The organism is Microbacterium sp. LjRoot45 (genome assembly GCF_964253325.1).
In the GTDB taxonomy this organism is placed as follows: Bacteria; Actinomycetota; Actinomycetes; order Actinomycetales; family Microbacteriaceae; genus Microbacterium.
The window spans coordinates 261,661-285,826 of sequence record NZ_CAXUQM020000001.1 but is presented as its reverse complement, the minus strand read 5'-3'; the positions used below and the strand labels follow the sequence as shown (position 1 = coordinate 285,826).

The 24,166-nt window shown below is 70.6% G+C and carries 16 protein-coding genes; 8 read left to right on the top strand and 8 right to left on the bottom strand.

What is annotated here, in order from left to right; all coding sequences use genetic code 11:
• The first annotated feature begins 385 nt into the window (after window positions 1-385).
• Window positions 386-4,141: a LamG-like jellyroll fold domain-containing protein gene (locus ACSQ18_RS01225; RefSeq protein WP_436035250.1), complete on the top strand. Its 3,756-nt coding sequence runs from the start codon at window positions 386-388 to the stop codon at window positions 4,139-4,141.
• 156 nt (window positions 4,142-4,297) lie between these two features.
• On the opposite strand, the gene ACSQ18_RS01220 is transcribed toward ACSQ18_RS01225, so the two are convergent.
• Both ACSQ18_RS01220 and ACSQ18_RS01215 read right to left on the bottom strand, forming a co-directional pair.
• Window positions 4,298-5,425 carry a Gfo/Idh/MocA family protein gene (locus tag ACSQ18_RS01220; RefSeq protein ID WP_436035249.1) on the bottom strand — a complete coding sequence of 376 codons (1,128 nt, stop codon included), beginning with the start codon at window positions 5,423-5,425 and terminating at the stop codon, window positions 4,298-4,300.
• The gene (locus ACSQ18_RS01215; RefSeq protein ID WP_436035248.1) at window positions 5,422-6,246 is read right to left on the bottom strand and encodes a sugar phosphate isomerase/epimerase family protein; all 825 of its coding nucleotides are present in this window, start codon (window positions 6,244-6,246) and stop codon (window positions 5,422-5,424) included. Before ACSQ18_RS01215 ends, ACSQ18_RS01220 begins: the two co-directional genes overlap by 4 nt.
• Window positions 6,247-6,355: 109 nt before the next feature.
• Between ACSQ18_RS01215 and ACSQ18_RS01210 the strand changes: the two genes are divergently transcribed.
• Entirely contained in the window at window positions 6,356-7,000 is a 645-nt protein-coding gene (locus ACSQ18_RS01210) for a TetR/AcrR family transcriptional regulator (RefSeq protein ID WP_436035247.1), read from the top strand.
• Between the two features lie 56 nt (window positions 7,001-7,056).
• Window positions 7,057-7,494, top strand: coding sequence for a DUF1801 domain-containing protein (locus ACSQ18_RS01205; RefSeq protein WP_436035246.1), 438 nt, complete (start codon window positions 7,057-7,059; stop codon window positions 7,492-7,494).
• 44 nt (window positions 7,495-7,538) lie between these two features.
• Here the strand turns inward: ACSQ18_RS01205 and ACSQ18_RS01200 are convergent, their stop codons facing one another.
• Both ACSQ18_RS01200 and ACSQ18_RS01195 read right to left on the bottom strand, forming a co-directional pair.
• Window positions 7,539-8,612, bottom strand: coding sequence for a carboxylate-amine ligase (locus tag ACSQ18_RS01200; RefSeq protein WP_436035245.1), 1,074 nt, complete (start codon window positions 8,610-8,612; stop codon window positions 7,539-7,541).
• 25 nt (window positions 8,613-8,637) lie between these two features.
• Window positions 8,638-8,928: a hypothetical protein gene (locus ACSQ18_RS01195; RefSeq protein ID WP_436035244.1), complete on the bottom strand. Its 291-nt coding sequence runs from the start codon at window positions 8,926-8,928 to the stop codon at window positions 8,638-8,640.
• Window positions 8,929-9,171: 243 nt separating this feature from the next.
• Here ACSQ18_RS01195 and ACSQ18_RS01190 point away from each other — a divergent pair, with 243 nt between their 5' ends.
• A complete protein-coding gene (locus ACSQ18_RS01190) occupies window positions 9,172-9,420 on the top strand; it encodes a hypothetical protein (RefSeq protein ID WP_144806940.1) in 249 nt (82 codons plus the stop codon).
• A gap of 5 nt (window positions 9,421-9,425) precedes the next feature.
• Here ACSQ18_RS01190 and ACSQ18_RS01185 read toward each other — a convergent pair whose 3' ends face one another.
• A complete protein-coding gene (locus tag ACSQ18_RS01185; RefSeq protein WP_436035243.1) occupies window positions 9,426-9,725 on the bottom strand; it encodes a hypothetical protein in 300 nt (99 codons plus the stop codon).
• Window positions 9,726-10,095: 370 nt separating this feature from the next.
• Between ACSQ18_RS01185 and ACSQ18_RS01180 the strand changes: the two genes are divergently transcribed.
• Genes ACSQ18_RS01180 through ACSQ18_RS01170 form a run of 3 tightly spaced genes read left to right on the top strand, consistent with a single transcriptional unit; the run spans window position 10,096 to window position 13,830 of the window.
• Window positions 10,096-11,625 (top strand): sugar transferase, encoded by a 1,530-nt coding sequence (locus ACSQ18_RS01180; RefSeq protein ID WP_436035242.1) that lies wholly within the window; start codon window positions 10,096-10,098, stop codon window positions 11,623-11,625.
• Between the two features lie 4 nt (window positions 11,626-11,629).
• Window positions 11,630-12,892, top strand: a complete 1,263-nt coding sequence (locus ACSQ18_RS01175) for a glycosyltransferase family 4 protein (RefSeq protein ID WP_436035240.1) — start codon at window positions 11,630-11,632, stop codon at window positions 12,890-12,892.
• Window positions 12,893-12,927: 35 nt separating this feature from the next.
• Window positions 12,928-13,830 carry a PhzF family phenazine biosynthesis protein gene (locus ACSQ18_RS01170; RefSeq protein ID WP_436035239.1) on the top strand — a complete coding sequence of 301 codons (903 nt, stop codon included), beginning with the start codon at window positions 12,928-12,930 and terminating at the stop codon, window positions 13,828-13,830.
• Window positions 13,831-13,995: 165 nt separating this feature from the next.
• Here the strand turns inward: ACSQ18_RS01170 and ACSQ18_RS01165 are convergent, their stop codons facing one another.
• Entirely contained in the window at window positions 13,996-19,605 is a 5,610-nt protein-coding gene (locus ACSQ18_RS01165; protein WP_436035238.1) for a CBM96 family carbohydrate-binding protein, read from the bottom strand.
• 376 nt (window positions 19,606-19,981) lie between these two features.
• Between ACSQ18_RS01165 and ACSQ18_RS01160 the strand changes: the two genes are divergently transcribed.
• Window positions 19,982-22,201: an endo-1,3-alpha-glucanase family glycosylhydrolase gene (locus ACSQ18_RS01160; RefSeq protein ID WP_436035237.1), complete on the top strand. Its 2,220-nt coding sequence runs from the start codon at window positions 19,982-19,984 to the stop codon at window positions 22,199-22,201.
• Window positions 22,202-22,214: 13 nt separating this feature from the next.
• On the opposite strand, the gene ACSQ18_RS01155 is transcribed toward ACSQ18_RS01160, so the two are convergent.
• Together ACSQ18_RS01155 and ACSQ18_RS01150 are read right to left on the bottom strand one after the other, a co-directional pair.
• The gene (locus ACSQ18_RS01155; protein WP_436035235.1) at window positions 22,215-22,769 is read right to left on the bottom strand and encodes a low molecular weight phosphatase family protein; all 555 of its coding nucleotides are present in this window, start codon (window positions 22,767-22,769) and stop codon (window positions 22,215-22,217) included.
• Window positions 22,770-22,775: 6 nt separating this feature from the next.
• Window positions 22,776-24,116, bottom strand: coding sequence for a polysaccharide biosynthesis tyrosine autokinase (locus ACSQ18_RS01150; RefSeq protein ID WP_436035233.1), 1,341 nt, complete (start codon window positions 24,114-24,116; stop codon window positions 22,776-22,778).
• Window positions 24,117-24,166: the final 50 nt, after the last annotated feature.

The window sequence follows — 24,166 nt, the reverse complement described above, 5'->3', positions numbered from 1 at the left end:
ATCTTCTTTGAGGGGTCGGTGCACCTGCGTGCGACGTCGCTGAAACGCCCGGGGGAGCATAGTCTGTTACCGGTCATAGTCTGTGACCGGTAACAGACTATGGGCGGTACGCTTTCCCGTGAAGGTTCGGCGAGAGGCCGTGATGCAACCGTTACCACCGGGTGGCCCCCGGGCCGCTCCGAACAGCCGCTCTGCGGTACATGCGGCGACATGAACACTTCCCCTGGAGGTTGCCGCGGTACTACACTCCGTCCAGATCAAGTTCGACGTGGTTACTGGGGGGTAGACCACGCGCCGCGCTCCGACGCACGAGGATGGGGATCCTCGTCGGGGCACCACGACGCGGGGTACGTCCGCTCTGTAGCGCAACGGAGCGGGGGACATCATGCGTTCACGTCTTGTCATCGGTGCGGCGATCGTCGCCGTCATCGCCGGAGGGCTCAGCGCCGTTGGCGCGCCCGATAATGCGTCGGCACTCACGGCAGGACTGCCGGTCAGCGCCGACGACCTGCCCACGTGGCAGACCAACGCGCAGGTCTTCGGCCTCGCCTCCTCGAACGGCCGCGTGGTCGCCGGCGGTGCGTTCACCGAACTGCGGCCCGGCGCGGGACAGAGCGGCGCAGTGCGGAGTCTCACCGGCGTTGCGATCCTGGATGCCGCGACCGGCCAGCCCGACGCCTGCCAACTTCCCGCGACGCTCGCGAGCGGCACGGCCACCGTCTACGCGGTCGCTGCCGCGCCCGACGGCAACACGGTATTCGTGGGCGGCAATTTCTCGAAGATCGGCGGCGTCTCGCGGTCGCGTCTCGCCGAGATCGACCTGCGCACCTGCCGGGTGACGTCGTTCAACCCGGCCGCGATCTCCAGCACCGTGCTGTCGCTGGCCGTCACGAACGACAACGTGTACATCGGTGGCGCGTTCCAGACGGTGGGTGGTCAGTCCCACCGCAGCTTCGCCAAGCTCACGCGCACCGGCGCCGTCGACAACACCTGGACGGCCAACGCCTACGGGGCGACCTCGACGTCGTACAGCCAGACCGTCGTGCCCGACAAGAACGCGCGCGGCACCGCGATCACCCTCTCGCCCACGGGTGACCGCGTGGTGATCGGCGGAGACTTCTTCACCGTCAACGGACAGACCAGCCACAGCTTCGCGGTCGTCTCGGCATCCACCGGCGCCGTCGTGCGCGCCTGGCCGGCATCCACCGTCGGCAACACGTCGCGCACGAAGGCGCTCGTCTCCGACGGCACCCGCTTCTACGTCGGCAACGAAGGATTCAACGGATTCGACGGCAGCCTCGCCTACAACTGGAGCGACTACTCGCAGTACTGGCGCGACAGCTGCGCGGGGGCGACGCAGGCGATGCTGCTCCACGAGGGCCTCCTCTACGAAGCCCACCACCACCACGACTGCAGCGGCCAGGGCATGTTCCCCGACGGGCGCCGCACGTACCTCAGCGTCTCGCGCGCCGACGACACGATGCAGCAGCACCTGGGGTGGCTGCCCGAACTCAACGACGGCACCGGCGAGTCCCTCGGCCCGCGGGCGTTCGCCATGGCGCCGAGCGCCAGCGGCGACAAGTACCTGTGGGTGGGTGGCGAGTTCACCCGCGTGAACGGCGAGGCCCAGCAGGGTCTCACTCGGTTCGGCAGCACCGACACGGGCAACCCGCCGACCCCGACGATCGCGGTGCGGGCGCTGACGCCGGGCACCGTCCAGGTGAACATCCGAGGCGTCGTCGACCCCGACGACTCCGACCTCACCTACGCCGTCTACAAGGGCACGAACACCACGACGCCGATCTGGACGGGCGTCGCGAAGTCGCAGCATTGGTACCGCAACCAGGTGACCTTCGTCGACACCGACGTCACGCCCGGCCAGACGTACTCGTACCGCGCCCGCGTCATCGACGCCGCCGGCAACCGCAGCGGCATCACCGCGAGCGCGAGCGTGACGGCATCCGGTGCGGGTTCCGCGTACGCCTCGACCGTGCTCGCCGACGCGCCCCGCCTGTACTGGCGCTACGACGACACCGCCAACGCGCAGTGGGTCGTGGATTCCGCCGGACAGACGGTGCAGGGCCTCAACGGCCTCGCGCAGAACGGCGTGCTGCGCGAGGCGGCGGGCGCCCTCGCCGGCGACTCCAGCCTGAGCGCCACCTTCAACGAGAGCAGCCCTGCGCCGCAGTACATCTGGAACGACGTCATCGCGACCGGTCCGACCACGTACTCGATCGAGACGTGGCTGCGGACGACCTCGACGACCGGCGGGGCCCTCGTGAACTACGGCTCCTCCAACGGCCGCCCGCGCAGCGACGACGGCACCGACCGCGTCAGCTCGACGGTCGACCGCGTGCTCTACATGGAGAGCGGCTCCGGCTTCGTGCGCTTCGGCATCCGCAACTCCAACAACAGCACGACCACCCTGCGCTCGTCTCGTCAGCTCAACGACGGCCAGTGGCATCACGTCGTGGCGACCCAGTCGTCCGCCGGCATGCGGCTCTACATCGACGGCGTGCTGCAGGCGCAGAACTCGACCACCGCCAACGGCACCTATTACGGCACGTGGCACGCGGGCGGCGACAACCTCATCGGCTACCAGAACACGTCGAGCACGCAGGCCGGTCGCTACTTCAACGGCCAGCTCGACGAGACGGCCGTGTACTACTCGGCGCTGGCGGCCGGTCGCGTCACCGCGCACTACGCCGCCGGCACCGGCACGGGCGGCGACACGACGCCGCCGTCGGTGCCGGGCTCCGTGACGGCCGCCGTGTCGGGCAGCACGGTCGACGTCGCGTGGGCGGCCGCGGTCGACAACGTCGCCGTCTCCGGCTACGAGGTGCACCGCGGCACGACGGCGACCTTCACGCCGTCGCCGGCCACGCTCCGCGGCCCCGCCACGGGCACGACGTTCGCCGACACCTCGGTGCCGGTCGGCACCTGGTTCTACCGCGTCGTGGCTCGCGACGCGGCCGGCAACACGTCGACCCCGTCGACGGCGGCCACCGCCACCGTGGTGCCTCCGGACACGACCGCCCCGACCGCCCCGACGGGCGTCACGGCGACCGTGGAGAACGGCGACGACGTCGCGGTGTCGTGGACGGCAGCGACGGATGCCATCGGCGTCACCGCGTATGCCGTGCACCGCGGCACGACGGCGGACTTCACGCCGTCGGCGTCGACCCTGCTCGCCGACGACGTGACCGGCACACAGTACACGCAGGCCGACGCGGGAGTGGGCACGTGGTTCTACCGCGTGCTGGCCCGTGACGCCGCCGGCAACTGGTCCGACGCGTCCGACGCCGCCTCGGCGACGATCGACCCCGACACGACGGCACCCACCGTGCCGACCGGCCTCACGGCGGTCGTGCAGGGCGGGAACGACGTCGCACTCTCGTGGGACGCGTCGACCGACGCGGGGGGCGTCGCCGGCTATGACGTGCACCGGGGAACGACGCCGGACTTCAGCGTCGACGCGTCGTCGCTCGTCACGACGGTCACGACCCGGAGCTACATCGACACGTCGCGTCCGGTGGGCACGTGGTACTACCGCGTGACCGCGACGGACACGGTCGGCAACACGAGCGCACCGTCGGGCGCGGCGAACGCGACGATCGCCCCGGCGGTCACGACCCAGACGGTGGTCGCGGATGCCGACACGATGGTGGCGGCGGTGAACCCGACGGGACTGTACGGCACCTCCACGCAGATCTCGTCGCGGTTCGACACGGCGATCGAGTCGTACCTCCGGTTCCCGCTCCCCGCGGCGCCGGCGGGCACGGTGCTGACGGGGGTCACGCTGTCGGTGCGCACGTCGAGCGACCCGACGGCCGGGTCGGCCGCGGCCCACGAGCTGCGCCTGCTCGACGCGACGTGGGATGAGGCCACCGTCACGTGGAACACCCGCCCGACCACCGGGATCGGCTCCACCGTGCTGGGCCAGCTGACGGGCGCGACCGCCGTCAACACCGCCTACACGGTCTCCCTCGACCCTGCGGAACTGGCATCCCGTGCCGGCAGCGCGGTCACGCTGCGCCTGTCGGGCGTGGCCGGTACCGACAACGTCCGACTGTGGTCGCGGGAGGCGACCACCGCGTCCTACCGACCGAGCCTCACCCTGACGTACACGGCCGTCCCCTAGATCACCGCCCGGCCGTGGCGGCGTGGCCACCACGGGCCGGACCGATTCCAGCCGGCGCGGGGGGCGCCGTGCGGTCGGACCGGCCGAGTCACGCAGAAAGACCGTGGGCCCCGCTTCTCCAGCGGGGCCCACGGTGCGTGCGGGTGCGGATCGAGCTCAGGCGAGCTCGGCCGCGAACGGGTCGAAGCCGGCCGGCAGCAGCGGCACCGGCGCGACGGTGCTCTCGATCTCGAGGTACTGACCGGTCGATGCCGACTCCTCCGCCGACAGCATGACGTCGAGCACGTGGTAGCCGAGTTCGCCCGTCGCGACGTGCGGGCGACCGGCGGCCAGGGCGCGGGCCATGTCGAGCACGCCGAGGCCGCGTCCGACGACGGTGCCCTCCTGCTCGATCTCGATCCACTCCTGCTCGGTCTTCATGCCGTCGCGGAACACGCCCAGCGGCTTCACGTAGGCGATGCGTCCCTCGAACCGGTTCGGGTCGGGGAGCACCATCGTGCCCTCGCTGCCGTGGATCTCGATGATGCCGTGGCGCTCCAGCGCGGAGTCGAAGCTCAGCAGGTGGGTGCCGTGCTGGCCGCCCTCGAAGGTCGAGAGCACCTGCACGGTCGACGGCACCTCGACGGGGAAGGTCTCCCCCGCGCGCGGACCCGTGTGGATGCTGCGCTCGGTGCGCGGCCGGGAGCCGCGGGCGGCGACCCCGGCGATCGGGCCGAGCAGGCTCACGAGCGCCGAGAAGTAGTAGGGGCCCATGTCCAGCAGCGGGCCTGCTCCCTGCGCGAACAGGAAGGCCGGCTCGGGATGCCACAGGTCGGGGCCCTGCGTCTGGAAGGCGGTCTGCACGAACAGCGGGGTGCCGATGACGCCCTCGGCGATGGCGCGCTTGGCGGTCTGGAAGCCCGGTCCGAGGATCGTGTCGGGCGCCGAGCCGATGCGCACGCCCGCGGCATCCGCGGCGGCGAGCAGGGCCCGCGTGCTCTCTCGGTCGAGGCCGAGCGGCTTCTCGGTCCAGACGTGCTTGCCCGCGGCGACGGCCGCCCGGGACACCTCGACGTGCACCTGCGGGATCGTGAGGTTCACGACGAGATCGACGTTCGGGTCGTCGAGCACGGCATCTGCCGTTCCCCACGATCCGACCCCGTGCTCCTCCGCCTTGGCGCGAGCACGCTCGGGGATCATGTCGCCGACGGCGACGACCTCGACGTCGGGGAACGACGTCAGGTTCTCGAGGTAGGTCTGGCTGATGACTCCGGCGCCGATGACGCCGACTCCGAGGCGGCTCATGCGACGAAGCCTCCCTCGCGGAGGAAGCCGAGGCTGGCCTCGATGTCGGCGAAGACGTCGCCGGGTGCGCGGTCATACTCGATGACGGCGTACTGGATCGCCGAGCCGGCGCGCAGTGCCGCGGCGAGAGGAACCTCGCCGGTGCCCGCGTGACGCTGGTCGAGGCTGTCGGAGCCGAAGGCCTCGGCGCCGGGCGCCCACGGGTTGGACGCGGGGACGATGCCGTCCTTCACGTGCACGGCGGTGAGACGGTCGCCCAATCGCGACACGAGCGCCGGCACGTCCTGGCCGCCGGTGAGCGCCCAGAACAGGTCGAGCTCGAGCTGCACGCGCTCGTCGGTGAGCGACACGAACCGCTCGTAGGCGGTGTGGTCGCCGAAGGATGCCACGAACTCCTGCGCGTGGTTGTGGTATCCGACGTTCAGGCCGAAGGTCGCGGCCTTCTCGGCGGCGCTGTTGAGGCGCTCGGCGATGTCGGCGACGCCCTCTTCGGTGAGCCAGCGCTCGGGGGCGACGAAGGGGTCGATGACCGTCTGGATGCCGATCGCCGCGGCGGCTTCGAAGACCACCTCGGGGGCGGGCGTCGGGATCGAGCCGTCGGGCGTCCACAGCTCGTCGGTCAGCAGCGGCGCGTGGCCGGTGGGCGAGACGAGTCCGCTCGCGTCGAGGGCGGAACGGATCTCGGCGGGACGGCGGACGAAGTCGAACGCCTCGACGTTCTTCAGTCCGATCGCCGCGAGACGGTCGAGCGACCCCTGCGGGTCGGCGGTGAACTCCTTCGCGAGCGAATAGAGCTGCACGGATGCGGCGGGCAGTGCCATGGGTCTTCCTTCGTACGTCGTTGTCGGTGCGCCGCGAGGGCGTTGCGCCGACGATATCACAAAACCTCCATGTGGAGGTTTTTCTTCTCGGGTGGGTTACATTGAGTCCATGACTGCGTCGCCGGAGCCGGCATCCCCCGCCGTGACCGGCGCGCCCGTCGACGTCGACCACCTGCTCGGACGCCAGGGGCTGCAGCCGAAGGGGATCGCCCGACGGCGCGAGATCCTCGACCGCGCGATCGACGTGTTCCGCGAGCGCGGAGCCGACGGCACCTCGCTGCGGCGCATCGCGGAGTCGCTCGGCGTCTCCCACGCGGCACTGCTCCACTACTTCGACTCCCGCGAACAACTGCTCGTCGCCGTGTACGCGCACGCCGAGGAGCAGCGCTCCGCCGCCGACCCCACCCCCCGCACCGGCGTGGACGGCATGGTCCACGCCGCGATGGCGAACGTGGAGGTGCCCGGACTCGTCAAGCTCTACTCGACGCTCGTGGCAGCCTCGCTCGAAAGCGACAGTGAAGTGGGCACGGCCTTCTTCTCGGAGAGATTCGACCGCATCCGCGCGCGACTCACGGCCGAGTTCGCCGCCGACCAGGAGGCCGGCCTCATCCGCGACGACGTGCCCGCCGCCCACCTCGCGGCGCTGCTGATCGCGGCCTCCGACGGCCTGCAGATCCAGTGGCTCCTGGAACCGTCGCTCGAGCTTCAAGAGACGCTGCGCACCTTCGCCACGCTGCTGCAACCGCCGCGCTGAGCCGCCGCGCTGAGGAACTCCTGCGCACGACCCGACCGCGGGAGGAGGATGGCGGTATGAGCGAAGCGAAGACCCAGCCGACGGATGCCGACGTGACCGCGTTTCTGGAAGCCGCGACCCCGGCGCGCCGACGGGCCGACGGCGTCGCCCTGGCCGAACTCTTCACGGACGTCACCGGAGCGCACCCCGTGATGTGGGGACCGAGCATGGTGGGTTACGGCTCCTACCGCTTCATCTCCCCGTCCGACCCCCGACGACGCGGGGACTGGCCGAAGGTCGCGTTCTCGCCGCGCAAGGCGCAGCTCTCGCTCTACGGTCTGAAAGACCTTGCGGAGGGCGCCGCCCTCCTTCCGCAGCTCGGCACGTTCACGGAGGGCGCGGGCTGCGTCTACGTGAAGAAGCTCGACGACATCGACCTCGACGTGCTCCGCCGCCTCGTCGCGATCGCGTGGAGCCGGGAAGACGACCCGGAACCCCCGGCCTCGGGTCGCTGACGCGCGAGACCGGCGCCGCGCGAGCCGTCCGGCGCCGGCATCCCTCAGCGCGCGACGAGACGATCGCGATAGAGGGCCACGAGGCGCCCCTTACGGTGCGCCTGCCGCTGCCGCGCCGCGCCTCCCCCGCCCTGCGCGATGTCGGCGAGTAAGCCGGTGATCACCCGGTCGTCGTCACCGTCCAGGCGTGCGCGGACGAGGTCGTGCAGCGCGTCGATCGCGAGCGCTGCGGGAACCAGCTGCCCCGAACGGGGATCGACGAGCGTCGTCGCGGTCGCGTGCCGCGCGGCGTGCCACAACGCGGCATCCCACCCCTCGTAGCGGGTCGGCCTCGGCACGTCGCTGTCGAACCCGACCACCACGAGCGCCCGGATGAGGGCGGCGAGCGCGACGGAAGAATGCGGGTCGAGTTGCGCGTCGCACACGCGCACTTCGAGCGTCGGATGCGCGGCGGACAGTCGGGTGTGCCAGTTGATGGTGCCGGCATCCGACGTGGCACCCACCCCCACGAGCCGGGCGCGCGCCTCGTCGTGCTCGGCGGCGTCGGCGAAGTAGGGCGGGATGCCGTGCGTGGTCCAGCGGCGGCTGTGGATCGCCCGCCAGCTCGCGAATCCGGTGTCCTGACCGTGCCAGAACGGTGAGTTGGCGGCGAGCGCGAGCAGCACCGGCAGCCACGGTCGCAGGAAGTTCGAGGCGCGGATGCCGGCGTCACGGTCGGGGATGCCGACGTGCACGTGGAGGCCGTTGAGCTGGTGCTCCGTCGTGAGACCCGCGATGTCGTGGGCGATCGTCGCGTAGCGGCCATGGAGTTCGGGGGGCCTCTCGCTGGCGGCGAAGGGCGAGCCCGTCGAGGCGACGACGACCCCCGCGGCATCCGCCCATTCGGCGAGCCGCCTGCGGAACCCGGCCACCTCGGCGAGTGCTTCGCCCACCGTGCGGCAGACGGGGGTGGCGTACTCGATCTGCGACGGGAAGAACTCCCGCACCACGAGGCCGGGCCCGACGCCGCGGAGCTGCTCGACGGCCTGGAGGCCCACGTCGCGCGTCGTGAGCGTGCGCGGGTCGAGGAGGACGAACTCCTCCTCGAGCCCGAAGGTGACGCCGGTCGCGTGGCCCATGCCGACTCCCCGCTGCAGCGTGCCGCTAGACGGCGTTGAGCGGTGGTCGGTGGGCGATGGGGATCGGCTTGCGCGCGGGCTCGCGGGACGGTGCGTGCAGCATCGCCACCGCACTGTCGAGCACGTCGCCGAGCGAGCCGAAGGTGGCGACGCCGATGCCGCGTGCGATCCAGGTGACCTCGTAGCGACCGTCCGGACGCACCTCGATGTAGGCGACGATGCTGTCGGCGTCGCAGGCGGCGAAGGAGCTGTCGCAGAGCCGCCAGGTGGTGTCGGACAGTGGGTCCAGCGTCAGTCGTTGCGGGGAGGGGGTCATGTCGGTGCTTCCCGGACGTTCTCGAAACCGTCCTCCCTGCACCATGCGCCCCGCCGCCGGGATCGCCGAGGGGATTGACAGTCCCCCCGCCTCCGGATACGCGGAGCTCTTCAATGCCGTGCATTCTCGCGCGGAGTATCACCGCACAGGCAGGCCCGCAAGGGTGGTGCCTCGTCGGACGCCGCCCCGTAGCGTCGGTAGCTGCACGGGCGAGCCCAGTCGCCCAGGAGAGGGGCCGGACCTGTGAGCAACGCGTACCACGTCATCATCGGCACCGAGGAGATCCGAGTGCCTCCCGCCGAGATCGAGCGGTTCCGCGGCGACCTGCTGCACGCCGCACGAGACGGTGCGAGGTGGGTGCCGCTGCGGATGTCGGAGAACCGGACCCTCGAGTTCCTCATCACGCCGTTCTCCACCGTCCGCATCGAGGCGGTCGCCATCGACGACGAAGACGAGGAAGTGGGCGACGACGACGCCCCGCACGAAGGCTGACGCGCTCAGCGGCGAGGCGGACGCGACGCGTCGACCGTGCGGACGAGGGATGCCACGGCCGCCTCGAACACGAGGCTCTGGGCGATCTCGACCGCCCGGTCGTAGCGCGCGCCGCCGAGGGCGACGAACACGCGACCGACGACGTCGACGAATCCGACGGTGTGGCCGCCGAACGACACCGCATACGCATCCGTGTCGATGCGCTCCCAGACGATTCGCGGCAGCGGTTCGGTGGAGGCGGGCGGGTGTGCGAGCACGCGGCGCTCGCGCGCGGACGGCATCCGCACCGGCAGTATGTCGGTCATCTCTCCCCGCCCTCCGTGTGCTGTTGTCCGTGTTCATCGACGGTAAGCGGGTCGGACGACCGTGAAGAGGGGGTTGACCGCGGCGAACGAGGCGGCTACTCGCGCGCTCGTCTGCCGGTGGAACGGTGCGGGATGACGCCCGGCTGAACGGCGGTTTACACGGAGTTTACGTTCGGGCCTCGCGCCGACCCCCTGCGTAGGGCTAGAGTGAGGGAGAACGCAGCGCGAAACGAGTGGGGTCGTCGCGCGTATCCGGGGGGATTTGAGCGTTCTGGGGGAATGGACCTTCGCCGATTCGGGTCGGTGGCGGTCGACGCATGTTGCTGGGGGGCACAATGCGCAAGTTCGGTAACGGCATGGGAGTCGCGCGATGAGCGCGATCGACGACGTCGCACCTTTCTTTCAGCTGCCGACTATCGGTTCGCTGTCGGTGCGACGGGAAGCCTCGGTGGCGCCACGCGCGTCCGCTGCGGTGGTCAGCCGGTTGCAGTGGGAGCGCCGCTATCGCTGGCGCCTCCGCGTGATCGACGCGATCGTCATCTCCGTGGCATGCATCGTCGCGACGGTGGCTCCGCTGCTGCTCGCGACGCCGGACGTCCTGGCCGGAGATTCGTGGCACATCGCCCAGATCTCGGCCGGCACCGCGGTGTTCTGGATGCTGACGCTCAGCCTCTTCAACACCCGCGCATCCGCGATCCTGGGCAGTGGCGCGACGGAGTACGCTCGCGTCGCCCACGCCACAGGACTCGCATTCGGCACGCTGGCGATCGTCTTCGTGCTGTTCGAATGGGACGGTCTGCGCGAACAGCTCTATTTCGCGCTGCCCGTCGGGCTCGTCGCCCTGATCCTGTGCCGCTGGCGCACGCGCCGCTGGCTCATGCGCCAGCGCGCACAGGGTCACTACGCGTCGCGCACGCTGATCGTCGGCGCGCGTGATGACGTCGAGTACACGATCCGGGCGCTGGGCCCGGACGGAAAGCTCGGGTACCGCGTCGTGGGGACGGCCGTACTCGACGACGACATCGACCACCTCACGGTGGGCGACACGTCGTATTCCGTCACGCGTGGGCCCGACGCCGTCACGCGCGCCGCATCGGCCCTCTACGCCGACACGATCGTCGTCGCCAGCCAGCCGGTCGGCGACCCGACCTACGTGAAGCGACTCGCCTGGGAGCTGGAGGGAACGGCCGCGGAGCTCGTGCTGGCCAGCCAGATCGCCGACGTCGCGGGACCGCGCATGTCGCTGAGCCCCGTCGAGGGCCTGCCCATGCTCCACGTGACGATCCCGACCTTCCAGGGCGGCGCCTACGTGATCAAGCGTGCGCTCGACATGGTCACCTCCTTCGTCGCGCTCGCGATGTTCGCCCCGTTCGCAGCGATCATCGCCGTGGCGATCAAGCTCGACTCGCCCGGTCCGGTGTTCTTCCGGCAGGCGCGGGTGGGGCGCGACGGCCGCGAGTTCAAGATGGTGAAGTTCCGCTCGATGCGCACGACGGCCGAGGCGGAACTCGCCGCCCTCGTCGCCGACAACGAGGGTGCCGGTCCGCTCTTCAAGCTTCGCTCCGACCCGCGCGTCACGCGCGTCGGCGCCATCCTGCGCAAGTACTCGCTCGACGAGGTGCCGCAGTTCCTCAACGTGCTCCTGGGCGACATGAGCGTCGTCGGGCCGCGCCCGCCGCTGCCGTCCGAGGTCACCGCCTACGACGGCACCGTGTTCCGTCGCCTGTACATCAAGCCGGGCATCACCGGCCCCTGGCAGGTGGGCGGCCGCAGTGACCTGTCCTGGGAGCAGAGCGTGCGCCTCGACCTGCGCTACGTCGAGAACTGGTCGGTCATGACCGACCTGGTGATCATGTGGCGCACCGTCAAGGTCATGATCCGCCCCGATGGCGCATACTGAGGCGATGCCTGCCGATACGACGCGACGCTCCGTCCTGTTCGTCGGGGTGAACTACGCCCCCGAACCGACCGGGATCGGTCCGTACACGACCGGCATGGCGACCGGTCTCGGAGCCCGTGACTGGAACGTCTCGGTGATCACGGGGCACCCGCACTACCCGTGGTGGCGCATCCCCGAAGAGCACCGTGGCCTGCCGGCCCGCGACACCGTCGACGGCGTCGACGTGCGCCGCGTCCGCCACTTCGTCCCGAAGCGCCACAACGCGATCACGCGCGCGCTCCACGAGGTGACGTTCGGTCTTCGTGCTGCCTTCAGCTCGTGGCGGCGCCCCGACGGCGCGCGTCCCGACGTCGTCGTTCTCGTCAGCCCCGCCCTGCTGTCGTCGCGTATCGTGGCGGTCCGCGCACGGGCGCTCCGGATACCGGTCGTCATGTGGGTGCAGGACATCTACACCCTCGGCGTCAAAGAGGCCGGCGGCGGGCTCGGCTCGGGCCTCATCGAACGCTTCGAGCGGGGCCTCGCGAACCTGTCGTCGCGCGTCGTCGTCATCCACGACCGCTTCCGTCGCATGTTCGCCGAAGACCTCGGCACCACGCGGCCGATCGATGTCGTGCGCAACTGGTCGCACGTCCCCGATCTCCACGACCGCCGCGACCCCGCCGTGCGACGCCGCCACGGCTGGGAAGACGACGACATCGTCGTGCTCCACGCCGGCAACATGGGCGCGAAGCAGGGTCTCGAATCGGTCGTCGCCGCGGGCCGCGTGGCCGCTGAGCGCGACTCCGCCGTGCGCTTCGTCCTCCTGGGCGACGGCAACCAGCGCGCGACTCTCGAGGAACTCGCGAAGACGCACGAGCAGGATGCCGGTCGGCCGCTGCGCCTGCAGTTCATCGACCCGCTCGACGACGAGGCGTTCTTCGCGCTCCTGGGCTCGGCCGACGCCCTGCTGGTCAACGAGCGTCCGGGCCTCACCGAGATGTCGGTCCCGAGCAAGATGACGACCTACTTCTCCACCGGCCTTCCCGTCGTCGCGGCGGTCGACACGTCGAGCACGACCCACGACGAGATGCAGGCGGCCCAGGCAGGGCCGTGCGTCGCCGCCGCCGACCCGGAGGCGCTGGTCACCGCCGCGGAGGCCGTGGCATCCGACCCCGCCGCCGCGCGCACCTACGGCGAGAACGGGCGCGCCTACCGGCAGCGCCTGCTCACCGAGCGCGCCGCGATCGCGCGTTTCGCCGACGTGCTCGACATGGCGGTCGCCGGCTGACACCCGAACGGCGGCCGGTGCGGCATCCTGAACGGATGACGTCCGACGACCCGCAGATCCTCCGCCTCGCTGCCTTCGCCGCCCGACCCGGCGGCGGCAACCCCGCCGGCGTGGTGCTCGAGGCGGGCCGACTCGACGACGCGGAGATGCAGCGAATCGCCGCCGAGGTCGACTACGCAGAGACCGCCTTCGTGACGGGGCGGGATGCCGAGGACATCGACATCCGCTACTTCTCCCCCGTCGCCGAAGTGCCCTTCTGCGGCCACGCCACGGTCGCCACGGCGGTCGCTCTCGCGCAGACCGGCGAGTCCGCTCTCGCGAGGGGAGAGACGGCGGAGCTCGCCTTCCGCACCCCGGTCGGACCGGTGCTCCTCCGCGTGAGCCGGGACGACGACGGCGTGACGGCCGCGTTCACGAGCGTCGACCCGTCGGTGTCGGAACTCCCCGCCACCGTGCTGAACCGCCTGCTGGCCGAACTCGGCCTCACCGACGACGACCTCGACCCGCGGATGCCGCCGGCCGTCTCGTTCGCCGGCAACCGGCATCCGATCATCGCGCTCCGCGACCGGGACGTGTTCGACACCTTCCGCTTCGACCCCGCCCGTGTCCGCGCGCTGATGGACGAACAGGAGTGGCGCGGCACCGTCACCGTGATCCACGTCGCACCCGGCGACGGCCCCGTCCGCGAGCTGGAGGCGAGGAACCTCTTCCCTGTCGGTCGGATCACGGAAGATCCCGCCACCGGCTCCGCCGCGGCGTCCGTGGGTGCCTATCTGCGGGCCCGAGGGCTCGTAGCGCCCCCGGCATCCGTCTCCATCCATCAGGGCGCACACGTGGGCCGTCCGAGCCTGCTGAGGGTGGAGATTCCCGCAACCGGCGGCATCGTCGTGAGCGGTCGCGCCGTGCCGATCGCAGACCGCGCCGGCCGCGCATCCTGAAGCTCGGAGATCCGAGGCGGACGCGCGGCCGGCAAGGGAGGCGAGCACCCCCTTCTGCAGCCGGGGGTGCTCGCGCGGACGGCGTGGGGCCGTCCGGATCTCACCGATGAGGGGGGGAGCCCGGGGCGGCTCAGCCTTCATCGGTGAGGGGTCAGGTACTCAACCTCACGGAGCGGCCGTGTAGGTGAGGACGAGAGTCGGTCGGTTGGCGGCCGTACCGGCATCCTTCGACCAGAACCGCAGGTTGTCGGTGCCGTTGTCCGTGACGAGGAAACCGACCGTCGTCCCGCTCAGCGGCGCCAGCGTCGACGCGGTGAGCTCACGCTCGTACGTCGTGCTGAGAGCCGTCAGTCCCGAGAGGGTGCCGACAGTGGCCCCGACGTCCGTCGGACGGGTGGCCCACGTGAGGGTCGACTCGTTCCAGCCCGAGCCCACCAGACGCACGTCGTGCGTGTCCGTGGACCCCGACGTGGAGTCCGTCGTCGTGCGCACCCGCAGCACGGCCGAGGTCAGCACGCGTCCTTCGGGCGCGGCCGGCAGCTCGAACGCGAGGTAGCTCTGCAGCGCCCCCGACGTGCCACCGCGGGTGGAGAGGTAGGTCGCCGCCCCGTAGTTGGTGGACGTGGAGGACTGCGCCACAAGCGCGTCCTTGAGTGCCACGACCTCGGTCACGACGGGCTCCACGGGCTCCTCGGGAGCCTCCGGCACCTCGACGGCCACGGCCGCAGAGGCGGCGCTCACGTTGCCGGCGGCGTCGACCGCGGCGACCCGGTAGTACCAGGTGCCCACGGCGACGTCGGACTGCGAGAACGACGTGCCCGAGGGCGTGCCGACCTGGCTCGACGAGTCGGCCGTGAAGCCGGCCGTCGTGCCGCGGTAGACGCGGTAACCGGTGACGCCCACGTTGTCGGTGGATGCCGTCCAGTCCAGCGAGACGTTCCCCGCCGCCGTGCCGGTGCCCTCCAGGCCCGCCGGCACGCTCGGTGCCGCCGTGTCGGGCTCGGGCTCCGGCGTGGTGCCCGGCGTGAACTCGAGGATCAGGGCGGGACGGCGCGTGGTGCCGGTGCCCTCCTTCGAGACGAGGCGCACGTTGTCGGTCGACGTCGTCCGCAGGGCGAACGAGACGTCGGAGCCGGTGAGCGAGGCCAGGGCCGAGGCGTCCAGCGTGACCGTGTAGGTCGTGTTGAGCGCGGTCGCGCCGGTCAGCTGACCGATGCTGGAACCGAATCCGGTGGTCGGACGGTTGTTCCACGTCGTCGTCGCCTCGGACCACGATCCGGTGAGGATCGAGATCTGGTGCGTGCCGGTGGAGTTCGCCGTCGAGTCGGTCGACGTCGTCACCCGGAGGGTGGCACCGGTGAGCGTCGTGCCCGCCGGCGCCTCCGGGATCGCGAAGCGCAGGTACGACTCGATCTGACTCGTGCTGCCGCCGCGAGCGGAGATCTGGTTGCTCGCGCCGTAGACCGTGTTCGCGGCGCCCTGGGCGACCATCGTGTCAGCCTGGGCGTCGGCGGTCACCGTGACGGGCTCGACGGGCTCGGACGTGTCGATCGTGACACCCTGCGACCCGGTCGCCGCGCTGCGGTTGTCCGCACCGTCGATGGCGACCACGCGGTAGAAGTACTGACCGTCGGCCAGATCCTCGTCCGTGTAGGAGGTGCCGGTCGGCTGCGCGATCGGGGTCAGACCCGTGATCGAGAAGCCGGCCGTGGTGCCCCGGTAGACCGCGTAGCGATCGACGGAGATGTTGTCGGTGCTCGCCGTCCAGCTGAGCTCGGCGTCCGAACCGGATGCCGTGGCCGTCAGACCCGTCGGAGTCGTCGGGTTCTCGGTGTCAGCGACGGTCGCCGAGGCGGCGTCGCTGGCATCGCTGGCGTTGCCCGCGAGGTCGTACGCGGCGACCTTGTAGTAGCGCGTGCCGATCGTCGTGGCGGGGTCGGTCCACGTGGTGGCCGTGACCCCGTCGGCGACGAGCGAGTCGGCGTCGGCGGTGAAGCCGGCCGAGGTGCCGCGGTAGACGCGGTAGCCCACGACGCCCACGTCGTCGGTCGATGCCGACCAGGCGACGTCGACGGTGCCGTCGGCGGCTGCCGTGGCCTCGACACCGGTCGGCACGCTCGGCGCGTCGGTGTCGATGTCGACGACCGCGGTGGCCTGCGCGCTGGCGGTGCCCACGTTGCCCACGGCGTCGACGGCGACCACGCGGTAGTACCACGTGCCCTCTCCGACGTTGACGTCGGTGTAGGAGGCGGTGGCCGGCTGCGCGATGCGGGTGCCGTCTGCGATGGCGAAGCCGGGCGTGACCGAGCGGTACACGTCGTAGTGGTCGACGGCGACGTCGTCGGTGGCGGCGTTCCAGGTGAGTGCCACATCGGTGCCGGCGACGGAGGTCGCCAGACCCGACACGGTACTCGGAGCCGTCACGTCGGCGAGCACGACCTCGTGGGCGGAGCCCGACGTGCTCTCGTTGCCGGCGACGTCATACGCCGTCACCTTGTAGTAGCGCGTGCCCGGCGTGGCGTTCGGGTCGGACCAGGACGTGGTCGTGACGTCACCGACGAGGGCGCTCGGCTCGATGTCGAACCCGGCGCTCGTACCGCGGTAGATCCGGTACCCGGCGACGCCGTTGGCGTCCGCCGAGGCCGACCAGGTGAGGTCGACCGACGTGGTGCCGGTGTGCGCGACGTTCGTCGGCACGGTCGGTGCGGTCGAGTCCTGCAGCCCGATCGCGTAGTGGTTCGTGACAGCCGGGCCGGTGAGGGCGGTCGGGTAGATCGCGACCTCGTCGAGCTTGCCGTTGAAGTAGTGGCTGCTCGAGGAATCGGGCCATCCGCCCAGGTTGCCGCCGCCGACGCGCCAGTAACCGTCTCCGGTCTCGGAGTTGGTGACCGCGTTGGCGCCCTGTTCCACGCCGTCGACGTAGATGCGCATGCCCGCCGAGCCCTGCGTGGCGACCACGTGGTGCCACTGCCCGTTGTTGAGCGCGCTCGTGGTGGTCACCGACTGGACGGCACCGTTGTAGATGCCGAACCGCAGGCGCCCGTCGTTGAGCATGTACACCTGCTTGTCGTAGCTGTTCCCGCTGTCGGTGGGGCTGTTCTCGAAGCCGATGATCTTGCCGCCGGAGGTCGTGGTGGTGTTCACCCAGAACTCGAGCGAGTACTCGGACGGAGCGGCCACGAGACCGGTGCGGACGATGCCGCTGCCGTTGCTGTTGGTGCCGGGCGTCGTGATCGCACCGCCGGGGATCTTCGTTCCCTCGGTGAAGCGGGTCACGGCCGAACCGATCACGCCGTCACGGGCGCCCAGGAACGAGGAGTCCTCGGCCACCGAGCCGCTGGCCTCGTCGAAGCGCCAGTACGACGTCGGGTTGTCGCCGAACACGGCCGCGCCGTAGGCGTCGGCGGGAGCCTCGTTGAGGTCCATCTCCCCGCCACCGGCGAGGAAGTGGTCGATGGCCTTGTTCTGGCTGAGCACGGATCCGTAGACGGCGGTCTCGTCGAGCTGGCCGTCGAAGAAGCGGGAGGCGGTGTTGTTGTTGCCGCCGTTCTCGGGCCACGAGTTCAGGTTGTCGCCGCCGACGCGCCACGTACCGAAGTACTGCTGCGCGTTGGTGACGTTGTTGCGGCCGACCTCGGCACCGTCGATGTACAGACGCATGCCGTTGCTGCCCTGCGTCGCCACGACGTGGTGCCACTGGTCGTCGTTGTAGGCGAGGTCGGAGCGGAGCGTGCGGACCTGGCCGTTGTAGATGCCGAACCGGATGCGGCCGGTGGCGTTCTCCATGTACACGATGCGGTCGTAGCTGCCGCTCATGGTGTCGTTACCGTTGTCGGTGCGCGGACGCCCGTTGCCGTAGCTGACCATCGAGCCACCCGTCGTCGACGAGGTCTTGAACCACGTCTCGATCGTGTAGGTGGAGGGTCCGGTCGCGATCTGGTCGTTCCAGATGTACTGGCTGGCTCCGTCGAAGACGGCGCTGCTGCTGCTGTCGCCGGGGATCGCGCCGGCGGCGTAGGTCACGCCGTTCTGCGCGATGCCGTTCTTGGCGGATCCGACCTTGCCGGAGCGGTCGATGACCCAGGCACCGGCGTCGTCGTAGCGCCAGTAGAGGTCGGGCTGGTCGGCGACGACGGTGGCCGCGTAGCTGGATGCCGTCGCGGATGCCACGCCGTTCTGCGCCGCCGAGAGCGCGCTCTGGTTGCCCGCGGCATCCACCGCGCGGACGCGGTAGGAGTAGCTCACACCGGGCGTCGCCGTCGAATCGACGAACGTCACCTGCGGACGGGTCCACCAGGAAGTCTCCACGCTGACGGGGTCACCGAGCTGCACGTTGTTGCGGTACAGGATGTACTGCAGCGGCGAGTCGTCGGGGTCGTAGACGGAGCGCGCGACGATCTGCAGGGCTCCCGGAGTGACCGCGCGGACGTTGATCGACGGCGTCGGCGGGTTGCCGGTGTCGGTCGTGCCGAAGCGCGTAAGACCCTGCTGGGCGCCGCCGTTGACGGCGGTGAACTCGCCGCCGACCCAGAGGTACTTCTGGCCGTTCTTGGTCGCCACGGTGAGGCCGCGGCCGCCGATGCCTTCACCGGTGCCGTCGTTGAGCGTCGGCCACCAGCCGAGCTGCTTCTGCATCGGGTCCTGCGTGTCGGTGACGCTCAGGTAGATGCGACGTCCGTCCGGGAACTGCCCGGTCGAGGAGCAGTCGTGGTGGTGGTGGGCCTGGTAGAGCTTGCCGTTCTCGATCTGGAGGGCCTGGATGGCCCCGAGGCAGGTGTCGCGCCAGTTCTGGTTTCCGGTCGACCAGCTGAGGCCGGCGGTGCCGTCGAAGACGCCGCCGCCGCTGCCCTCGTTGCCGATGTAGAAGGACGAGCCGTCGCTGACGATGGCCTTCGTGATCGAGCACGGGTGGATGAAGTTGCTGCCGTCGCCCCAGTTGAGCGGGTTGGACGGGTACGCGCGGGTGACGGCGCCGGTGCCGGCGTCGACGAGCGCGATGCTGTGGGTGTTGGTGCCGTTGACGGTGTAGAACGACCCTCCGAGGGCGATCTTCGACCCGTCGGGCGACGCGGCGATCGCGAGGCCGCGCGAGTTGGCGTCGGCCGTCGTGCGGCACTCGATGCCCGGCTCGGGACGCGTCTCCATGTTGCCCACGGCATCGGCGATCCAGGTCTCGTCGAGCACGCCGGCGCGGTTCACCTTGGCGAAGCTGCGACGCGGCTGGCCGGCGACGGTCTGGAAGAGACCTCCGAAGTAGACGGCATCCGCCGTGACCTCGAGGGAGTAGACGAACGACGAGACGCCGGAGACGTTGAAGCTCGTCACGGTGCAGGTCTCGACATTGATCTCGGCGATGCGGGTGCGCGAGACGCCACCGATGCTGTTGAAGTTTCCGCCGACGACGACGGTCGAGCCGTCGGGCGAAGCCTCGGCGGCGTACAGGCGGGCGGTGCCGCCCGACAGCGTCGCGGGCAGCTGACACGTCGACGGTGCGCCCGTGTCGGCCTCGAAGATGGCCACGCCCGTCACGTTGCGCGCCGAGCCGCTCATGCCGGCGCCGGGCCGGATCTGCGTGAACTCGCCGACCGCGACGACCTTCCCCTGGGAAGCGGCGACGGCGCGAACGACACCGTTGGTCTGCCACGTGCCCAGATTGTCGGCACTGAAACTGACACCCGCCGAGATGGCTTGTGCCGGTGCGGCCGGCGTGGCGACGACAACGCCGACCACGAGTGCGAAGACAGCGACAGCGCTGGCAAAGATGCGAGTACGCATCGGTTCCCCGATTCCCCAGATTCCCCCCGCTCGTCCCGGTTACCCCTAACCGTGTGCGGACGAACGTGCACCGTATCCGCCGTCCCCATGATCGGCGTAGGTCGAATGACCAAACGGTACGTCGCAGACCGTAGCACACCGAGAGCCGCTGCGCATACCACCGAATCTGATGTTCACGAGACCGAAACGCGTGAGAGGACTCTCATATAGGAACTTGACCAGTCGAAAAGCGCGGGCCACACTGATCGGAAACCATCGTGAGATGCACTATGCTCCAACCCCCCGGAGCGATGGCAACAGCAACCCGAACCTGCCCACCTCCGACAATGCGTGGCGATGCCGCGCACGGTCGAGACGCTCGAAGCGGACACCTTAAATGGCCCCCAGCCACACCCCCACCACCCCGACCGACCCCACGACAAGCCTCCGAGACCGCACCCGCCGCACCGCGGCCCGCGATCGCCGTCGTCGGCGTGCCGCCCGCGCCCTCGCGGTGCTCTCCGCTGCCGCGCTCCTCGCGCCCGCGATCGTCAACGGCATCACGTCGCCGGCCCCGGCGGCCGCGGCCACCGAGACGCGCACGGTCGAGTTCACGGCCACTGCCGGCGGCTGGTCCACCACGCGCGCCCCGCGCACGGCCAAGAGCAACGCCTACTGGCTCAGCACGACCTACGCCGCGGATGCCGGTTACCTGACGTTCCCGACCTCGGCGCTGCCCAATGCCGCGAAGATCATGTCGGTGTCGCTGTCGCTGAACGTGCGCTCGACGAAGTCGACCAAGGGCGGCATCGTCGTCTACCCGACGGCGAACTCGTGGTCGCCCGCGAGCCTCACGAACGCCAACCGCCCCGAGCGGCTCGGCGGCGCGGTCAACACCGCGACGGTGAAGGCGATCGCCGGCACGACCATCACAATCCCGCTCTCCGCCTCCGGCGCCGTCGCGACGACCCGCGCCTCCTCGTTCGAGCTGCGGCACTCGCAGCCGGGCGTCGGGACGCTCATCAACCTCCGTTCGGCGATGCCGACCCTGCGCGTGACCTACTCGACGACCACCACGGGCCAGACCCCCACACCCGCCCCCACTCCGACGCCGACGGCGACGCAGACGGCGACGCCGACCGCCACCGCGAGCCCGCGCCCGACGGCCACGCCGACGCCCACGCCGACCGCGACGCCCACGCCGACCGCGACGCCCACGCCGAAGCCCACGCCGACCCCCACGGAGACCACCCCGCCGACTGTCGGCGACGATGACCTGCCGTTCACGGTCCCCGGTGTGAAGGCGAGCGCAAAGCGGATCTTCGCCCACTACTTCCCGCCGTACCCGGTCTCGTTCGACAACCTCTCGCCGGACAGCGACTACTACGCGCGCAACTACCTCACCGTCGGCGGCGAGAACGGCAAGCACGCCTCCTACAGCGGCCTGCTGCGCGACCGTCCCGAGAAGCGCGCCCCGCTGAGCGGCGACTGGAAGACGAAGGACTTCAACGCCGAGATCGACGACGCGGTGGCTGCCGGAGTCGACGGCTTCATGGTCGACGTCCTGAGCCTCTCCGGCGGCAACTGGGACCGCACCGTCGGCCTGACCAACGCGGCCGCGACCCGGTCCGACGGCTTCAGCGTCATCCCGAACATCGATGCCACCAGCAGCGTCGCGAACGCGTCGCCCGCAACGATCGCCGCCGCCATCGCGCCGCTGATGAAGTCGAAGGCCGCCTACAAGCTCTCCGACGGGCGCGTGCTGCTGTCCTCGTTCAAAGCCGAGGGCAAGTCGGCATCCTGGTGGAAGGAGCTGATCGCGGCGCTCAAGAACAACCACGGCGTCTCCGCCGCCTTCGTCGCCGTCTTCCTCGACTCCTCCGAGGCCAACCTCCGCGCCTTCGCCCCGTTCACGTACGCGGCGAGCAACTGGGGCAAGCGCTCCCCCGATTCGGTGGAGAAGGCGACCGACCGCACGGGTCTGGCCCACGACCTCGGCATGAAGTGGATCGAGCCGATCGCGGTGCAGGACGTGCGCCACAAGTCGGGCGTCTACGCCGAGGCCGCCAACACCGAGACCCTGCGCACCACGTGGCAGCGGGCGATCGACAACGACGCGGACTTCGCGCAGCTGATCACCTGGAACGACTACAGCGAGGCGACGAGCTTCGCGGCATCCGAGATGCACGGCTCGGCGTTCCTCGACCTGAGCGCCTACTACGCCTCGTGGTTCAAGACGGGCAAGGCTCCCGCCATCCGCGGCGACGAGATCATCGTCACGCACCGCACGCAGTCGTACAAGGCCGCCGCCCTCCTCCCGCCCGTGACGCTGTCGGCCACCCTCGGCGGCAACCTCACGGCGCCGCGCGACACCGTCGAGGTCGTGACGATCCTGAAGGCACCGGCGACGGTCACCCTGCGGGTCGGCGCCTCCACCACGACGATCGATGCCCCGGCCGGTGTCAGCGCCCACACGGTGCCGCTGAAGACCGGCAAGGTGTCGGCGTCGGCCGCCCGCGGCGGCACGGTGTTCGCGACGGCGACCACCGACGAGCCGGTCGTCTCGTCGCCGGAGATCGTCAACCTGCTCTACGCCGCGGCGACCAGCCGCGACTGAGCCTTCCCGCCCGTCAGGATCGCCGCAGCGCGCCGGCCACGGCCCGCGTCGCGGCGGCGATCCGGTCGGCGGCGCGCTCGTAGTCGGCCATCGTCCCGCCGGCCGGGTCGTCGATGTCGTCGTCGACGCTCTGCGGAAGGATGCCGCGGGCCGCGGCGAGCGCTTCGGCGAGCGCCGGCACGGAGTCGGCTCCGCGGTCGGGCAGCTCGGCCACCGACAGGAGCCGCGCGGCCTGCGCCAGCGTAAACGTCTTGCGGTGCGCGCGTGGCAGGAGGCGCACGACGTCGCCGCGGTGGGCGCGCTCGGCGCAGAGCACGAGATCGGCCCACGCGACGAGCTCGGCGGTGAGCGGCCTCGATCGGAAGGACGCCGCGTCGAAGCCACGGGCCTCCAGCACCTGGAGCGCCTGGCGGGTCACCGGCTCGCCCTCGTGGGCACGCGTGCCGGCCGAACGCAGACGGATGCCTTCGGGTGCGGCGGGAAGCAGCCGCGCGAGCATGAGCTGCGCCATGGGCGAGCGTGCACGGTTGGCCGTGCACACCAGCAGGATGCCGCCCCCCGCCGACATGATCGGCTACTCCTCGGTCTCCGCAGCGCGCGGCTCGGGCAGCGTGCCGTAGCCGTAGACGTTGGTCGCCGCGACGGGCGCGAAGTTCGTCACGACGCCGAGGAGAGGCGTGTGCGCGACCGCGAGCGCCTCCACGGTGCCGGCGAGCTCGCGCTCGCGCACCTTGCCCAAACCCACGACGAGGATGACGCCGCCCACGAGGTTGCCGAGGATCGCGGCATCCGTCACGGGAAGGATCGGGGGCGAGTCGACGATCACGACCTCGAAGCGCTCGTGCAGTTCGGCGATGATCTCCATCGCCGCCTCGGAGCTCAACAGCTCGCTCGGGTTCGGGGGCAGCTCGCCCGAGAGGAGCACCTGCAGTCCCGACGTTCCCCACGGCTGGAGGGCGTCGTCGAGGGTGGCCTCACCGGCGAGCACCGTGGTGAAGCCGACGCTCCCCTCGAGGTCGAGCACCCCCGCGAGCGAGGGCTTGCGGAGGTCGGCCTCAACGAGGCACACCGAGCGGCCCATCGACGCGAGACTGGCGGCGAGGTTCGACGAGACGGTGCTCTTGCCTTCGCCGGGCACCGACGAGGTCACGACGAACGCCTTGTGCGCGCTGCCCGCCTGCAGGAAGTTGATGTTCGTCCGGATCTGCCGGAACTCCTCGGCGCGCACCGAGCGACTCGTGGAGTCGGTGATGACGCCGCGCACGCGCGGGTCGTCTTCGCGGACGGTGCCGATGACGGGCGCGTGGGCCAGGCGACGCACCTCGGAGGCCGTGCGGACGCGCGAGGAGACGCGACGGGCGATGATGACGTACGCGACACCGGCGACGAGGCCGAGCAGGGCGCCCGCGCCGAGAGCGATGGTCGCGTTGGGCGACGACGGCCGCGAGGGCACCGTCGCGCGGTGCACGATCTCGGTCTTGACGGGTGCCCTGCCGTCGGCGTCGGCGGGCACGAGGCTGCCGACGGCGTTGGCGAGGCTCGTCGTGACGGAGTTCGCGATCGTCGCGGCACGCACGGGGCTCGAGTCGGTGACCTCGATCGAGATGATCGACGTCTGGAGCGGAATGGTGGCCGACACCTTGCGGCCGAGCGCGGCGACCGTCATGTCGAGGTCGAGCGCGTTGACGACGGGCTCCAGCACCAGATCGCTCGTCGCGATGTTGGCGTAGTTGCGCGCCTGCTGCTGAGCGAACGTGCCGCCCTGGGCGAGATCGGAGCCGTTGCTGCTGGTGGAGGCGCTCACGACGAGGCGGGTGCTCGCGCTGTACTCGCGAGGGCTGAAGTACACGTATGCCGCCGCCGCGATGATCGCGACGAGGACGAAGACGACGATCGTCAGCCAGCGTGAACGCAACAGTGCGAGTGTCTCCGCTCGGATCACCCCGCACCCCCTCCCTCGTGTCC

Coding starts and splice junctions, on each gene's coding strand:
- ACSQ18_RS01200 (WP_436035245.1), bottom strand. CDS start 8,612: ATGGGCCACGCGACCGGCGTCACCTTCGGGCTCGAGGAGGAGTTCGTC.
- ACSQ18_RS01215 (WP_436035248.1), bottom strand. CDS start 6,246: ATGGCACTGCCCGCCGCATCCGTGCAGCTCTATTCGCTCGCGAAGGAG.
- ACSQ18_RS01180 (WP_436035242.1), top strand. CDS start 10,096: ATGAGCGCGATCGACGACGTCGCACCTTTCTTTCAGCTGCCGACTATC.
- ACSQ18_RS01220 (WP_436035249.1), bottom strand. CDS start 5,425: ATGAGCCGCCTCGGAGTCGGCGTCATCGGCGCCGGAGTCATCAGCCAG.
- ACSQ18_RS01170 (WP_436035239.1), top strand. CDS start 12,928: ATGACGTCCGACGACCCGCAGATCCTCCGCCTCGCTGCCTTCGCCGCC.
- ACSQ18_RS01210 (WP_436035247.1), top strand. CDS start 6,356: ATGACTGCGTCGCCGGAGCCGGCATCCCCCGCCGTGACCGGCGCGCCC.
- ACSQ18_RS01225 (WP_436035250.1), top strand. CDS start 386: ATGCGTTCACGTCTTGTCATCGGTGCGGCGATCGTCGCCGTCATCGCC.
- ACSQ18_RS01165 (WP_436035238.1), bottom strand. CDS start 19,605: ATGCGTACTCGCATCTTTGCCAGCGCTGTCGCTGTCTTCGCACTCGTG.
- ACSQ18_RS01155 (WP_436035235.1), bottom strand. CDS start 22,769: ATGTCGGCGGGGGGCGGCATCCTGCTGGTGTGCACGGCCAACCGTGCA.
- ACSQ18_RS01175 (WP_436035240.1), top strand. CDS start 11,630: ATGCCTGCCGATACGACGCGACGCTCCGTCCTGTTCGTCGGGGTGAAC.
- ACSQ18_RS01205 (WP_436035246.1), top strand. CDS start 7,057: ATGAGCGAAGCGAAGACCCAGCCGACGGATGCCGACGTGACCGCGTTT.
- ACSQ18_RS01160 (WP_436035237.1), top strand. CDS start 19,982: ATGGCCCCCAGCCACACCCCCACCACCCCGACCGACCCCACGACAAGC.
- ACSQ18_RS01185 (WP_436035243.1), bottom strand. CDS start 9,725: ATGACCGACATACTGCCGGTGCGGATGCCGTCCGCGCGCGAGCGCCGC.
- ACSQ18_RS01195 (WP_436035244.1), bottom strand. CDS start 8,928: ATGACCCCCTCCCCGCAACGACTGACGCTGGACCCACTGTCCGACACC.